Here is a 13,191-nt window from a genome sequence, read left to right as displayed (position 1 = left end):
GGAAAAAATCGGTCCCGCCAGGGGAGCTGCTAGCGGATGCTGATCGGCAGCGTGATCGTCCTGTTTGCTTCCGGCGGCGGGGCGGGCACGGGCGACGCGCTCTGAATCCAGGCGGCGATCTGCTGATCCACGGACGAATCGCCGGTGGACTGAACAACGCTGACACCGCTGATGGCACCGGCATCATTGACGCGGAACCGCACCGTCGCAGTCATTGCATCGCTGCGGAGTGAACGTGGTTTGCGGCGCTGAATATGCGAGCGGACTTTCGATCCCCATTTTGCCGGGGAGGCGGATGACGAAGAAAAGAAGCCGGCATTGCTGCGCGATGCGGCCGTGCGGTCGGATTGCTGGGCTTCCGCCTTCGCAGTTTCACGCAGTTCCGAGGCCTGCTGCGGTTTGGGGCGCTGGCGCTCGACCTTCTTTTTCTCTTCAGGCTCTTTCTTTTCCACCTTCTTTTCGACGGGCGGAGGCGGAGGCCGCATGACGGGCAAGGGGACCTCGACATTTTCAAGTTCCGCCATCATCTGCTCCTGAACGGGATCGACAGGCTCAACCGGCTCGGGAATTTCCTGCGGTTCGACGATCTCCTCGACCGGTGGCTCAGGCGGCTGCACCGGCTCCGGTGGCGGCGTTTCGGCAACCGGTTCAGGTGGTGGAGGGGTCTCTTCGGGAGCAGCTTCCTCAACCGGTTCGCTGCTGTCGCTCTTCACTTCTTCGGCGTCCTCGACATCCTGTGCCTGCGTCGTTTCTTCAGTTTGGACGGCTTCCGGTATCGCCGCCATTTCGATCATGATGGCGGCGGGGGGCGGCCCGCCGGCCTCAAGCTCATCCGGCTCCTGCATCAGATAATAGGCGAACCCGGCATGGACGCTGAGCATCAGCAACGCCGCGGCGGACCACAGCGTCACCTCCCAAAGGCGGGAATGTCGGGCCTGTGGATAGCCGTTTTCACTCATGGCGTCGCTTCCTGCACCGCCGACGGGGCGGGCTGGCCAGCAGCCGGAGGCTGCGATACGGCAGCGGCATTTTCCAGCCCCACAAGGGCGATCTTCAGATAACCGGCATCTCTCAGCAGGTTCATGATTTCCATGAAGTGGCCGTAATCAACCGCCTTGTCTGCACGCAGGAAGATGCGGGTATCCTTCTTGCCACCCGTCTGGCGGTCGATGGCGGCCGCCAAGGCTTCACGGGCCACCGCATCATTGCCCAGATTAAGCGAGAGATCGTCTTTGACCGTAAGATACAGCGGCTCCTCCGGTCGCTCCGCGGGTTTTGCGGTGGATGCGGGAAGATCGACATTCACATCGACGGTGGCGAGTGGCGCGGCCACCATGAAGATGATGAGCAGAACCAGCATCACATCGATGAAGGGCGTGACATTGATCTCATGGTTTTCGGAGAGATCGTCACCGCTGTTTTCGCGAATTCCTCCAGCCATGTCCGATCACCGTCCAACCAGCGATACTGCGGGTTTGCTGGTGCTGCCCGGCGGAATGCGGCGAAAATCGAGGTCGCGGCTGACGAGGCGCTCCACGCCCGCTGCGGCATCCGCCAGCAGATGGCGGTATCCGGTGATCGAGCGCGCGAAGACGTTATAGATCACCACTGCGGGAATGGCGGCAACGAGGCCGATGGCGGTGGCCAAAAGCGCTTCGGCAATGCCGGGCGCGACGACGGCGAGATTGGTGGTTTGCGATTCCGAAATGCTGATGAAGGAGTTCATGATGCCCCAGACGGTGCCGAACAGGCCGACAAAGGGGGCGGTGGAACCGATCGTTGCCAGAACGCCCGTCCCGCGTGACATGCGGCGACCGGCGTGGGTTTCGATACGCGACAGCGCCGAGGAGACACGTTCCTTGATACCGCCGCCATCCGTATGTTCGACCACGGCATCGGAAAGCTGCATTTCATGAGTTGCCATGCGCAGCATGAGCGCCGCAGGTCCGCCCTTCTTCTCGACAGCCTCGGTGGCCTCGTTAAGAGTTTTCGCCTTGCGAATGACCTTCAGCGTTGCGCCGGCCCGAACACGCGCACCTGCAAGTTCAACCGACTTTGCAACCCACACCGTCCAGGTCACCAGCGAGGCGAAGGCCAGACCGATCATGACACCCTTCACGACCCAGTCCGCCGCCATGAACATGCCCCAGGGGGACAGGTTGTGTGGGATATCCGCGCGATGTTCGGCACTTGCCGGTTCGGCGCCGACGGGCTCTACCGGGGTTGAAACCTCGTTGGTCGGCGCGGCACCTTCGGGTGTCAGGGCGGGAGCGACTGAAGATTGTGCGGGCTGTGCAGGCGCGGCTTCATTGTTTTGAGGTTGTGCAGGCGCCACGGCTGCCGGCTGTTCCTGTGCGGGCATGGAAGGCTGGTTCGGCTGAACGACCGGAGCGTCCAGCGCCGCCGGGGTTTGTGGGGACGGCTGTGCCGGCTGGACCGTTTCCGCTTGCGGTGCGGACTGAATCTGGGGTTCGGATGCCGTCTGAGCGAAGACCGCACCGGCGCTCAATCCAACCAGTAAGGTAACCGTCGTGGCAAGGGAAATGCGCCGTGTCCTGCTTGCCTTGTTGAGAGACGCGGAAGAAGTGGTGGTCGCAACTGACATGTTTTTTATCCCGGATTTCCGTCGATGAACCCATCCGCAGATTGACCGGTTTGAAACCGGGGTCATAACGGATGCCGTCGTAAAAGCTTGACGTTCCGATAATAAACCTGAGTTCTTTTGACAACTATTATATTGCCAAAAGACGACCCGTAAACTCTTCTTTACAAAAAATTGACCGATCTACCGTCTTCAGCTGCTCTGCGAAGGCGAAAACTGCGCAACGAGCGCGTGTCGGTCACCGGGATAGGTGACCGACACGCGGGTGATGTAATCCGTTCCGTGCCAGGTCCGGCGATCGATGACCAGACAGGCGGCTCCCGATCGGATACCCAGCGCAGCGGCATTTTTGCGGTCGGCCGAGACGGCGCTGATGCGATGTTCGGCAGCGCTCCAGGGCACCATCTTCAGCAGCCACGTTCCGGGGCCGATCTGCGAAAAATCGGCAAACTCGGCCTCCGGAACAGCAGTGACATTGATGAGGCGCTCTTCCAGACAAAATGGGACGCCACCCGCAAAATGCGTGCAGGTGAGTTCCAGCACGGGCGCATCGGCCGCAAGCGCCATAGCCGCTCCATCGTCTCTACCCGCTGGCCGCAGACGCCGCTTATCGAGGCGATACCTGTAAGTCAGCCCAAGTGCCTGCACCTCGCGTTCGATATCATGGATTTCCAGCACGGCCGATTGCGCGTGGGGCTGACGGACGAAACTACCGAGACGCCGGCGTCTTTCGATAAGACCCCGCTGCACCAGTTCTCCCAAAGCCTTGTTCACCGTCATGCGCGAACAGGCATATTGGCGGGTCATTTCGTGTTCGAATGGGATACGATATCCCGGCGGCCATTCGCCTGACATGATGTGGCGCTCCACATCGTTGCGGATTCGCTCGTGCAGTGACTTTTCCTGAAGATCGGCGCCTGTGCCCCTCATCCCGATGCTTCTATCCTCCCCGTTCCATACGCTGCTATCCGTGAGCGGCGGCGGCGATCGCTTCGCTGCGGATTTCTTCCGTCAGCCTTGCACGCAGTTCGGAAAATTCCGGGCTGGCCTTGACGGTGTAGTGGCGCGGATGCGGCAGGTCGACCGGCGTGATCGATTTGATACGGCCCGGCCTCGCAGACATGGTCACCACGCGCGACGCCATGAAAACCGCCTCCTCAATATCGTGCGTGACGAAAATGACCGTCTTCTGCTCACGCTCCCATATGCCGAGCAACAATTCCTGCATCAGCCCGCGGGTCTGATTGTCGAGAGCGCCGAAAGGCTCGTCGAGCAGCAGGATTTTCGGGCCATTTGCCAGGGCGCGGGCAATGGCCGTTCTCTGCTGCATGCCGCCGGAGAGTTGTTTCGGCCAATGGTTTTCGAAACCACGCAGGCCGACCTTGTCGATATAGCTGTCAACGATCTCCCATTTTTCCTTCTCCGCAACGCCGCGTTCGCGCAGGCCGAAAGCGACGTTTTCACGGATCGTCAACCAAGGGAACAGCGTGTAGGACTGGAACACCATGCCGCGGTCCGCCCCCGGGCCAGTCACCGCCCCGCCTGACAACAGCACCTCGCCCGTTGTCGGACGGTCAAGCCCGGCGATGATGCGCAGCAGGGTCGATTTTCCGCATCCCGAAGGACCGAGGATGGTAACGAAATCATTGCGTGGGATTTCCAGATTGGTGGGCTGCAGGGCCAGCGTCGGCTGCCCGCCCTGTACGCCTGGAAAGGTGCGGCTGACGCCCTTGATAACGAGTTCGCTCATCAGGCAAGCCTCCAGGCAAAAAGCTTCCGGTTCAGCGATTTGAACGCGAAATCCGAGATAAGGCCGATAACACCGATGACGATGATGCCAAAGATGATCTGGCCGGTCGCCATCAGCGCCTGGCTGTTGATGATCATGTAGCCGATACCGGAGGAGGCGCCGATCAGTTCCGCGACGATGACATAGGTCCAGGCCCAGCCGAGGACGAGACGGAGGATTTCGGCAATGTCGGGCGCATTGGCGGGAATGAGGACTCGACGCACCACACCCCGATCCCTCGCGCCCAGCGTATAGGCGGCCTCCACCAGATCCCGCCGCGTGCCGGCGACGGCCACAGCCACCATCAGGATGATCTGGAAGACGGCGCCGATGAAGATCACCAGCAGTTTCTGCATCTCGCCGATGCCGGCCCAGAGAATGAGCAGCGGCACAAAGGCGGAAGCCGGAAGGTAACGCGCGAAGGAGACAAAAGGCTCAAGCAGCGCCTCGATGGGCTTATAAGCCCCCATGGCGATACCGAGGGGGACGGCGACTATGGAGGCCAGCACGAAACCGCCCACGACACGCCAGATCGTCATGCCGATATCGCTGGCAAAACCCTGATCCGTCAGCAGATAGATACCATCCTTCAGCATGGTGACGGGGTCGGCCAGAAAGGTCGGCGACACGAAACCGCTCAGCGTGGCAAAGCCCCAGGCAGAGAAAAAAAGCACGAAGAACAGGATGCCGAGCGCTATCCTCGTGCTGTTCTTTATGGGTTGAAGTGGTTGCATTCTGTCGCCTGTCCCGAACCGGCGCGGCACTTCGCCACGCCATCAACATGTTCCCGCACTCAAGATGCGGGAACACTGTCGCGCTTCTTACTGGCTGCAATATCCGAGAGGGAAATGCAGCTGGCTGTTTCCGTCATTTGATGAAGGACGTGTCCGCGAGGGTCGAAAGATCGGGCTTCGACTTGATCACGCCGATTTCGAGCAGCAGGTCAGCCGATTTTTCGGAAAAAGTCTTGAACTCGCCCTCGAAGAATTTCTGGTTGGCGGCCTTGTCCTGCCATTCGAGGAATTTTGCCGAAGCGGCAAAGGCCTCGCCGGACTGTTTCACATCCGCGCCCATCGTCGCATAGGATTTTTCGGGATCGGCCTTGATAAGATCAAGTGCCTGGAAATAGCTGTCCGCCAGAGCCTTGGCTGCCTGCGGATTGGCCTTCAGGAAGTCTGGCGTGCAGCCAAACGTGTCCATAACCGCGGGATAATCCAGTGTCGTGGCAAGAATCTTACCCTTGTCGGGAGCGGCGCGCACGGTAGAGAGATAGGGTTCATAGGTCATGGCTGCATCGTTCTGTCCGGCGACGAAAGCCTGCGCGGCCGGCCCCGGCTCAAGGTTGACGACCTTCACATCCTTCAGTGTCAGGCCGTTTTCCTTGAGGATCCAGGCGAGGAAGAAATAAGGAGAGGTGCCCGGTGCGGACGCGGCCACCGTCTTGCCCTTGAGGTCCGCGACCTTTGCGACATCGCTGCGCACCGCGATGCCATCGGCACCGTGCGATTTGTCCATCTGGAAAATCTGGGTGGATTTCACGCCATTGGCGTTCCAGGCGATCCAGGTTTCCACCGTGGTGGCGGCGCACTGGATGTCGCCGGAAGCGAGAGCGAGATGGCGGCTGGCCTGCGGGATTTTCTTGATCTCGACCTTCAGGCCGTTCTTTTCGAAAATGCCGGCCTGTTTTGCAAGCGTCAGTGGTGCAAAACCCGTCCAGCCCGACATGCCTATCGTCACGGACGTTTCGGCATAGGCGGAAGCGGATGAGAAAAGTGCCGCCAGAGCGGCGAAAACCCAGGTTTTTTTCATGATCGGAACCCCTTTTGATTTATTTTTGTGCGACATTGTTTTTCGCTTTATTTGAGGCATCGTAGGCAGGCATTTTGTATTTGTCTAGACAAAACAGAAAGCGCACGCACATCCCTGAAGTGATTGCAAATGCACGGCCAGCCATTCTAGACATAGAGAACGCGGCCGGCGAGCAGGCCCAACGATTTCCCGTATCGAGCTCTCCATGACCAGACAGAGACGTCGTAATATCATCAAGGCCAGAAGGACCGGCACGGGTATCGCGCTGGTTGCCGCCATTTCCTTCATCGCGGGCATGACGGATGCGGTTGGACTGCATATTTCCGGCGACTTCGTATCCTTCATGACCGGCAATACCACGCGCGCCGCGGTTTCAGCGGAAGCGGGCATCTATTCCCACGCCGTGAAACTCCTTGTCGCGATCATTGCCTTTGTGGCGGGCAACGCGGGCGGGATCGTGGTGGCCCACAAGTTCGAGCGGCGTATATTTGCAGTCCTCATGGCGGTCGGATCGCTTGTGGCCATTTCGGCACTGCTTCGTGGCGAGAGCTCGGGCCTCGTGCAATTTTACCTCGTGGTCTTCGCCATGGGCATGGTCAACGCGGCCGTCGAGCATATCGAGGGACTGCCGATCGGCCTTACCTATGTGACGGGTGCCCTTTCCCGTTTCGGCCGAGGCATCGGCCGCTTTCTTCTCGGTGACCGGAGCTTTGATTGGGGCATCCAGATCGTGCCGTGGCTGGGCATGCTGAGCGGTGCGATATGCGGTGCCGTTCTCGGGGCCAAGATGCAGTCGGATGCTCTCTGGGTCGTGGCGGTCGCTGTCTTCGTTGTCGCCATCGCCACACTCATCATTCCGCGCTCACTCCGACAGCGCTATAATCAGAGGGTGAAAATCCGGCGGATTACGCCGTAGCAACCGTTGCGCTCACTTTCGCGAGATCGTGACGAATTTTGTCCCGCGCACCCGCACTGTCATCAGGCAGGGCTCCTTATCAGTACGCTCGCAATAACGCGGATGCATCTTCAGCACGAAGACCATGTTGCCGAACCGCTTGATGAAGTCATAACCGTAGATGCGGGCCGTCGCGATCATCAGGTAGCCGCCTTCTTTCACCTGCACGTAAAAATTATAGGGGCATCCCTCGTCATCACAGGCGCGGCCTTTTTCGCCATCGCAATCCAGAACCCCGTGATTGACGACGGCATCCATCAACCCGTCATTGTTGATATCCAGCCGTGTGACGAAATCGTCGCCGAATGCTGCCACCTTGCACTCGTTGCGGAAATGATCCTTCTCGTAAATCTCCGGATCGCTCACCAGCTGCTGCTGCGCCGAGAGCGCCACCGGGAACATCAAGAGAACCAGCGCCTGAAGAGCGGCAACGAGAGCGATTCGCACGGCATTTTCCTTTGCATCCGTTTGGGTTATGGATGTTGCGATCATCCGGGCGGCCAGCCTAGAGTTTAGTGCTTGCGCGACACTGACGTGTTCGCCGCCCGTGTTCCGGGGGGAACCTTTTCATGACACTTCTGGGTTTTCTCGACTACGCCGGCGTGGCAGTGTTTGCCGCAACCGGTGCGCTTGCCGCTTCGCGCAAGCAGCTCGACCTGATCGGCTTCCTGTTTTTTGCGGCGGCCACCGGTATCGGCGGTGGCACGGTGCGTGATCTCGTGCTCGGCAGAACGCCCGTGTTCTGGGTCATCAACCCCACCTATATTCTCGTCTGCGTCTCGGTGGCGGTGCTGCTGTTCTTCACGGCACATCTGTTCGAATCCCGTTACCGGGTATTGATCTGGCTCGATGCGCTCGGCCTTTCTGCTTATTGCGTCATGGGAGCGGCCAAGGGCCTCGCAGCAAGCGGTTCGGCAACTGTCGCCATTGTCACCGGCGTTCTGACGGCAACATTTGGTGGGGTTTTGCGCGATATTCTCGCCGGTGAGCCGTCCGTGCTCTTGCGGCCGGAAATCTACATCACCTGCGCGCTTCTGGGCTCTTCCACCTTCATTGTCGTCTATTTCTTCGGCGCGCCGCTTTACGCCGCTTCGGCAGCGGGCGTGCTGATGGCCTTTGGGATCCGGTCCGGCGCGCTGATCTTCGGCTGGACTTTCCCGCCCTATAAAGGCAAGCCCGGCAGACGCCCGGAAGATGTCATGAAGTGACCCATGGAACGACGCTGAAAACAGAAATGGCGCCCGCGGGCGCCATTTGCACATCCATTGTCGAACCGAAGAACTTCAGCCGCGCTTGCGGCGGAGGCGGATCACCACATCCACATGGGCGATTTCCATGCCCTCAGGCGCTTCCGGCAGATTGCCGATCTGGAGATTGTTGACAGGTATATCGAGAACCTCGTTCTCGCCTTCCACGAAGAAGTGATGGTGGTCCGACACGTTGGTGTCAAAATAGGTACGGGCACCTTCCACGGCGAGAACCCGGATGAGACCGGCCTCGGTGAACTGATGCAGCGTGTTGTAGACCGTTGCGAGAGAAACGGGCACGCCAGCTGTCACAGCCTCATCATGCAGTTCCTCGACGGTGAGGTGGCGGTCACCTTTCGCGAAGAGAAGATCGCCCAAAGCCACGCGCTGGCGCGTGGGCCTCAGCCCAGAGCGCCGCAGCCTCGTTCCGATATCCAATGTGGCGTCAAATGCCATGCAATCCCATTCCAAACAGAGGTATGCCACCCGTCAATTGCAATAGCATATATCTTTTGCAGGGAATGCTTTCAATAGTTTCAGCGCCGCCGAGTGTCGCAAATGGCCGCAAACCGGCCATTCCTGCAAATTTCCTCTGGTTCCGGCCGGATGGTTCCTGTATGCGGACGGCATATTGAGGTAATGACTTCTGCAAAGAAGGTTCGAAGACAAAGAATGGGGGCGGAACCGCCTCTGCCCTTGCAGCGCTTCATTTTGAACCTAACTTGCTCTAGTGAAGTCGATCAACACCAGTAATTGGGGAAGTGAAAGCGGTATGGCAACGAGGCAATCAAGTTACAATTACGAGGAGATCCTGTCCTGCGGTCGCGGCGAATTGTTCGGCCCGGGAAATGCACAGCTCCCATTGCCCCCCATGCTCATGGTTCACCGCATCACCGAAATTTCAGAAACCGGCGGCGCGTTCGACAAGGGTTTCATCCGTGCCGAATATGATGTCAGCCCCGATGACTGGTATTTTCCCTGCCATTTCCAGGGCAACCCGATCATGCCGGGGTGCCTCGGCCTTGATGGCATGTGGCAGCTGACCGGCTTCTTCCTCGGCTGGCTGGGCGAAGAAGGCCGCGGCATGGCGCTTTCCACTGGCGAAGTGAAGTTCAAGGGCATGGTGCGCCCTCACACCAAGCTCCTTCAATATGGTATTGATTTCAAGCGCGTGATGCGTGGCCGTCTGGTGCTTGGAACTGCGGACGGCTGGCTGAAGGCGGACGGCGAAACCATTTATCAGGCGACAGACCTGCGGGTCGGCCTGTCCAAGGAAAAGGCTGCCTGAGGCAGACGGAATAGTTCAGACAAACGCCGGGCGGCTTCGGTTGTCCAGCCGAAATCTTAAGAAAAGGTCCCTTTCATGAGACGAGTTGTTGTCACCGGCCTCGGTATTGTTTCTTCCATCGGCGGTGATGCCGCTGAAGTCACCGCGTCGCTGCGCAATGCCAAATCCGGCATTTCTTTTTCGCCGGATTTTGCCGAACACGGTTTCAAGTGCCAGGTCTGGGGCAAGCCTTCTCTCGACCCCACCGATCTGGTCGACCGCCGCGCCATGCGCTTCCTGTCGCAGGGCGGCGCGTGGAACCATGTTGCCATGAAGCAGGCAATCGCCGATTCCGGTCTGGAAGAGAGCGATATCAGCGGCAATGAGCGCACCGGCATCATCATGGGCTCGGGGGGTCCTTCCACCCGCACCATCGTCGAAGCTGCCGATATTACGCTGAAGAACAACAGCCCGAAGCGCATCGGTCCGTTTGCCGTGCCGAAGGCGATGTCCTCCACCGCTTCGGCCACGCTCGCGACCTGGTTCAAGATCCACGGCGTCAACTACTCCATCTCTTCGGCCTGCTCCACCTCGGCGCACTGCATCGGCAACGCCGCCGAGATGATCCAGTGGGGCAAGCAGGACGTGATGTTCGCTGGCGGCCACGAGGACCTCGACTGGTCGATGTCGAACCTTTTCGACGCCATGGGCGCCATGTCGTCCAAATTCAACGAGACCCCGGACGTCGCCTCGCGCGCCTATGACGTCAACCGCGACGGCTTCGTCATCGCCGGCGGTGCGGGCGTTCTGGTTCTCGAAGAGCTGGAACACGCAAAGGCACGCGGTGCCAAGATTTATGCCGAAATCGTCGGTTATGGCGCGACCTCTGACGGTTACGACATGGTTGCCCCCTCAGGCGAAGGCGCAATCCGCTGCATGCGGCAGGCTCTTTCCACCGTCAAGGGCGACATTGACTACATCAATACCCACGGCACCTCGACGCCGGTTGGCGACAGCAAGGAAATCGGCGCGATCCGCGAAGTCTTCGGCGATAAGATCCCGCACATCCAGTCGACCAAGTCGCTGACTGGCCATTCGCTTGGCGCGGCTGGTGTACAGGAATCGATCTACGGCCTCTTGATGATGCAGGAACGTTTCATCGGCGAGAGCGCGCATATTTCCGAACTCGATCCGGAATTTGCGGGCGTTCCGATCGTTCGCAGCCGCATCGACAATGCCAAGATCGACACCATCCTATCCAATTCCTTCGGCTTCGGCGGTACCAACGCCACGCTCGTCTTCCAGCGTCATAACGGATAATTGCCCATGAACGGCATCATGCAGGGTAAACGCGGCCTCATCATGGGCGTCGCTAACAATCACTCCATCGCCTGGGGTATCTCCAAGGCACTTGCGGCACAGGGCGCGGAACTGGCCTTCACCTATCAGGGTGAAGCGCTCGGCAAGCGTGTCAAACCGCTCGCCGCGGAACTTGGCTCCGACTTCATCGTGCCTTGCGATGTCGAAGATATCGCTTCTGTGGACGCGCTGTTTCAGACGATTCGCGAAAAATGGGGCGCGCTGGATTTTGTCGTGCATGCCATCGGCTTCTCCGACAAGAACGAGCTGAAGGGCCTTTACGCGGATACGACGCGCGAGAATTTCAGCCGCACCATGGTCATTTCCTGTTTCTCCTTCACGGAAATCGCCAAGCGCGCCGCCGAGCTGATGACGAATGGCGGCTCCATGCTGACACTGACTTATAACGGTTCGCAGCGCGTCATTCCGAACTATAACGTCATGGGCGTTGCCAAGGCGGCGCTCGAGGCTTCCGTGCGTTATCTCGCTGCAGATTTCGGCCCGCGCGATATCCGCGTCAACGCCATCTCGGCCGGTCCGGTCCGCACGCTCGCAGGTGCGGGCATTTCCGACGCGCGCGCCATTTACGCATGGAACCAGAAGAACGCGCCGCTGAGACGGACGGCGGATATCGACGATATCGGCGGGTCTGCGCTCTACCTTCTGTCCAACCTCTCGCGCGGCGTGACGGGCGAGTGCCATTACGTAGACTGCGGCTATAATATCACCTCGACACCCACGCTCGAGGTTCTGTCCAAAGCGGACGCGGAATAATCACCGTCCCTCGTTTATTAAAGCCCGGCACCGTGCCGGGCTTTTTTCATTTGGCGTCTGTGTCATTTTCATAAATCACTAAAGTATAAATCACCGAGGTAACTGATTTTAAACATCGGTTGATTATGGTCCGCAACAATTCAACGGTTGCGCTTGCCGCATATGCTTAGAGATCGACACTGCCTCATGCGACTGGCCAAACTGAAGCCATTGCTGGAAAAATTCGGAGTTTCGCGCGACGGGACCGCAGCCATCGAATTCGCGATCCTCGCCATCCCTTATTTCCTGGTTGTTTTCGCAATCATCGAAACCTTCATCGCCATGATCGCGGAGCAGGTGGTCGTCAATGCCACCGAAAGCATGGCCCGGCGGCTGAGGACGGGGCAGATCAGCAGTTCGATTTCGAAAGAAGATTTCCGAAAGAACTTCTGCAACGAAGTCTCGGTGATAATCACCTGCTCGGCGGATGAGATCAAAACGGAACAGAAGCTCTATATCGATCTTCGCTCCTTCACCACCTTCAAGGATATCCCCACCGCCATACCTTTGAAGGCCTTCGGAGAATATTACGATCTTGATACGGCGCAATTCGGCTTCAAGCCGGGTGGGCCGGAAACGATCAACATGCTGCGTGTCTATTATCGCTGGCGCGTGACCGCCGATATCATTCGCCCCTATCTTACAAAAATTCGCCCGGCCGATGGATCGATGCCTTCTCACTTCCTGATCGTCGCGACCGACGCTTTCATGAACGAAAAATACACGACAAGCGGGGGCTCCTGATGGCAGGTCTGATTGCCGCCGTGACGCAAGGCAGGCTGCGTTTCATTGCGCTTGCTTCACGCTTCGCAAGAGATCGCCGCGGTGTTGGCGCGGTGGAATTCGCGATCATTTTCCCGATATTGCTCGCACTTTATGTGACGTCCTTCGAACTCACCATCGGCTACAATACCTACAAGCGGGCAAGCAGCGCCGCCGCGACGATCAACGACCTGATTTCGAAAACGGGTTCTGTAGACAAGACCTATCTTGCAGGCATGGGGGATGTAGCATCCGCAGTCTTCGCGCCCTATAGCACGAAGGGTCTCCGGCTGAAGATCAGCGGTATCAAGATCGATGCCCAGAAACAGGCGAAAATCACTTGGTCCTGGGATGAGAAGAACCAGCGGCCCTATGCGGTCGGCTCTGCGGTGGTGGTGCCGACCCGCCTGCTGATTGCTGACAGCTTCCTCATCCATGTCGAACTTTCTGTCCCGCATGAACTGTTGATGTTCATGACCGACATCTCCTCCTCTGGCGTCAAGTCGATCACCATCGGCCGCGATTATTTCTTCAAGCAGCGCGATGCGGAGACAGTCTGCAGCAATTGCTGAATGCACCGTTGCATCC

General features: G+C 58.8%; 16 protein-coding genes. 7 read left to right on the top strand and 9 right to left on the bottom strand.

Annotation, left to right across the window (positions count from 1 at the left end):
• Window positions 1–29: 29 nt before the first annotated feature.
• The 7 genes from K7A42_RS15725 to K7A42_RS15695 form a co-directional block, all read right to left on the bottom strand.
• Complete coding sequence (locus K7A42_RS15725; protein ID WP_006699792.1) at window positions 30–959, bottom strand: TonB family protein; 930 nt, start codon at window positions 957–959, stop codon at window positions 30–32.
• Window positions 956–1,441, bottom strand: coding sequence for a TonB system transport protein ExbD (exbD, locus tag K7A42_RS15720; RefSeq protein WP_006699793.1), 486 nt, complete (start codon window positions 1,439–1,441; stop codon window positions 956–958). Before exbD ends, K7A42_RS15725 begins: the two co-directional genes overlap by 4 nt.
• Window positions 1,442–1,447: 6 nt before the next feature.
• Entirely contained in the window at window positions 1,448–2,605 is a 1,158-nt protein-coding gene (gene exbB, locus K7A42_RS15715) for a tonB-system energizer ExbB (protein WP_282455527.1), read from the bottom strand.
• A gap of 189 nt (window positions 2,606–2,794) precedes the next feature.
• On the bottom strand, window positions 2,795–3,532 hold the full coding sequence (gene hutC, locus K7A42_RS15710; RefSeq protein WP_142182072.1) for a histidine utilization repressor: 738 nt from the start codon (window positions 3,530–3,532) through the stop codon (window positions 2,795–2,797).
• 34 nt (window positions 3,533–3,566) lie between these two features.
• Complete coding sequence (locus tag K7A42_RS15705; RefSeq protein ID WP_282455526.1) at window positions 3,567–4,352, bottom strand: ABC transporter ATP-binding protein; 786 nt, start codon at window positions 4,350–4,352, stop codon at window positions 3,567–3,569.
• Window positions 4,352–5,125, bottom strand: a complete 774-nt coding sequence (locus tag K7A42_RS15700; protein WP_282455525.1) for an ABC transporter permease — start codon at window positions 5,123–5,125, stop codon at window positions 4,352–4,354. Before K7A42_RS15700 ends, K7A42_RS15705 begins: the two co-directional genes overlap by 1 nt.
• A 133-nt stretch (window positions 5,126–5,258) precedes the next feature.
• Window positions 5,259–6,200 carry an ABC transporter substrate-binding protein gene (locus K7A42_RS15695; protein ID WP_072493808.1) on the bottom strand — a complete coding sequence of 314 codons (942 nt, stop codon included), beginning with the start codon at window positions 6,198–6,200 and terminating at the stop codon, window positions 5,259–5,261.
• A 205-nt stretch (window positions 6,201–6,405) separates the two neighbouring features.
• On the opposite strand from K7A42_RS15695, the gene K7A42_RS15690 reads away from it, so the two are divergent.
• Window positions 6,406–7,116 (top strand): YoaK family protein, encoded by a 711-nt coding sequence (locus K7A42_RS15690; RefSeq protein ID WP_112766038.1) that lies wholly within the window; start codon window positions 6,406–6,408, stop codon window positions 7,114–7,116.
• A 12-nt stretch (window positions 7,117–7,128) separates the two neighbouring features.
• Here the strand turns inward: K7A42_RS15690 and K7A42_RS15685 are convergent, their stop codons facing one another.
• Window positions 7,129–7,647: a hypothetical protein gene (locus K7A42_RS15685; protein WP_006699798.1), complete on the bottom strand. Its 519-nt coding sequence runs from the start codon at window positions 7,645–7,647 to the stop codon at window positions 7,129–7,131.
• 77 nt (window positions 7,648–7,724) lie between these two features.
• Here K7A42_RS15685 and K7A42_RS15680 point away from each other — a divergent pair, with 77 nt between their 5' ends.
• Window positions 7,725–8,363 (top strand): trimeric intracellular cation channel family protein, encoded by a 639-nt coding sequence (locus K7A42_RS15680; protein ID WP_004439220.1) that lies wholly within the window; start codon window positions 7,725–7,727, stop codon window positions 8,361–8,363.
• A gap of 75 nt (window positions 8,364–8,438) precedes the next feature.
• On the opposite strand, the gene irrA is transcribed toward K7A42_RS15680, so the two are convergent.
• Window positions 8,439–8,858 carry an iron response transcriptional regulator IrrA gene (gene irrA / locus K7A42_RS15675; RefSeq protein ID WP_003493135.1) on the bottom strand — a complete coding sequence of 140 codons (420 nt, stop codon included), beginning with the start codon at window positions 8,856–8,858 and terminating at the stop codon, window positions 8,439–8,441.
• Between the two features lie 316 nt (window positions 8,859–9,174).
• Here irrA and fabA point away from each other — a divergent pair, with 316 nt between their 5' ends.
• From fabA to K7A42_RS15650, 5 genes are all read left to right on the top strand, one after another.
• On the top strand, window positions 9,175–9,690 hold the full coding sequence (gene fabA / locus K7A42_RS15670; protein WP_003507274.1) for a 3-hydroxyacyl-[acyl-carrier-protein] dehydratase FabA: 516 nt from the start codon (window positions 9,175–9,177) through the stop codon (window positions 9,688–9,690).
• Window positions 9,691–9,765: 75 nt separating this feature from the next.
• Window positions 9,766–10,989, top strand: coding sequence for a beta-ketoacyl-ACP synthase I (gene fabB / locus K7A42_RS15665; RefSeq protein ID WP_006699799.1), 1,224 nt, complete (start codon window positions 9,766–9,768; stop codon window positions 10,987–10,989).
• 6 nt (window positions 10,990–10,995) lie between these two features.
• Entirely contained in the window at window positions 10,996–11,802 is an 807-nt protein-coding gene (gene fabI / locus K7A42_RS15660) for an enoyl-ACP reductase FabI (protein ID WP_022555382.1), read from the top strand.
• Window positions 11,803–11,988: 186 nt separating this feature from the next.
• Window positions 11,989–12,585 (top strand): TadE/TadG family type IV pilus assembly protein, encoded by a 597-nt coding sequence (locus K7A42_RS15655; RefSeq protein WP_004439213.1) that lies wholly within the window; start codon window positions 11,989–11,991, stop codon window positions 12,583–12,585.
• The gene (locus K7A42_RS15650; protein WP_037089524.1) at window positions 12,582–13,175 is read left to right on the top strand and encodes a TadE/TadG family type IV pilus assembly protein; all 594 of its coding nucleotides are present in this window, start codon (window positions 12,582–12,584) and stop codon (window positions 13,173–13,175) included. Before K7A42_RS15655 ends, K7A42_RS15650 begins: the two co-directional genes overlap by 4 nt.
• Window positions 13,176–13,191: the final 16 nt, after the last annotated feature.

The organism is Agrobacterium sp. InxBP2, assembly GCF_026191755.1.
GTDB lineage: Bacteria > Pseudomonadota > Alphaproteobacteria > Rhizobiales > Rhizobiaceae > Agrobacterium > Agrobacterium pusense.
The sequence above is the reverse complement of the archived record's forward strand: the minus strand, read 5'-3'. Positions and strand labels throughout refer to the sequence as shown.

Bases quoted from the DNA above. Each gene is read 5' to 3' on its own strand.
- K7A42_RS15700 (WP_282455525.1), bottom strand. From the start codon at position 5,125: ATGCAACCACTTCAACCCATAAAGAACAGCACGAGGATAGCGCTCGGC.
- fabA (WP_003507274.1), top strand. From the start codon at position 9,175: ATGGCAACGAGGCAATCAAGTTACAATTACGAGGAGATCCTGTCCTGC.
- fabB (WP_006699799.1), top strand. From the start codon at position 9,766: ATGAGACGAGTTGTTGTCACCGGCCTCGGTATTGTTTCTTCCATCGGC.
- K7A42_RS15655 (WP_004439213.1), top strand. From the start codon at position 11,989: ATGCGACTGGCCAAACTGAAGCCATTGCTGGAAAAATTCGGAGTTTCG.
- irrA (WP_003493135.1), bottom strand. From the start codon at position 8,858: ATGGCATTTGACGCCACATTGGATATCGGAACGAGGCTGCGGCGCTCT.
- exbD (WP_006699793.1), bottom strand. From the start codon at position 1,441: ATGGCTGGAGGAATTCGCGAAAACAGCGGTGACGATCTCTCCGAAAAC.
- K7A42_RS15705 (WP_282455526.1), bottom strand. From the start codon at position 4,352: ATGAGCGAACTCGTTATCAAGGGCGTCAGCCGCACCTTTCCAGGCGTA.
- K7A42_RS15680 (WP_004439220.1), top strand. From the start codon at position 7,725: ATGACACTTCTGGGTTTTCTCGACTACGCCGGCGTGGCAGTGTTTGCC.
- exbB (WP_282455527.1), bottom strand. From the start codon at position 2,605: ATGTCAGTTGCGACCACCACTTCTTCCGCGTCTCTCAACAAGGCAAGC.
- K7A42_RS15695 (WP_072493808.1), bottom strand. From the start codon at position 6,200: ATGAAAAAAACCTGGGTTTTCGCCGCTCTGGCGGCACTTTTCTCATCC.
- hutC (WP_142182072.1), bottom strand. From the start codon at position 3,532: ATGAGGGGCACAGGCGCCGATCTTCAGGAAAAGTCACTGCACGAGCGA.
- K7A42_RS15685 (WP_006699798.1), bottom strand. From the start codon at position 7,647: ATGATCGCAACATCCATAACCCAAACGGATGCAAAGGAAAATGCCGTG.
- fabI (WP_022555382.1), top strand. From the start codon at position 10,996: ATGAACGGCATCATGCAGGGTAAACGCGGCCTCATCATGGGCGTCGCT.
- K7A42_RS15725 (WP_006699792.1), bottom strand. From the start codon at position 959: ATGAGTGAAAACGGCTATCCACAGGCCCGACATTCCCGCCTTTGGGAG.
- K7A42_RS15690 (WP_112766038.1), top strand. From the start codon at position 6,406: ATGACCAGACAGAGACGTCGTAATATCATCAAGGCCAGAAGGACCGGC.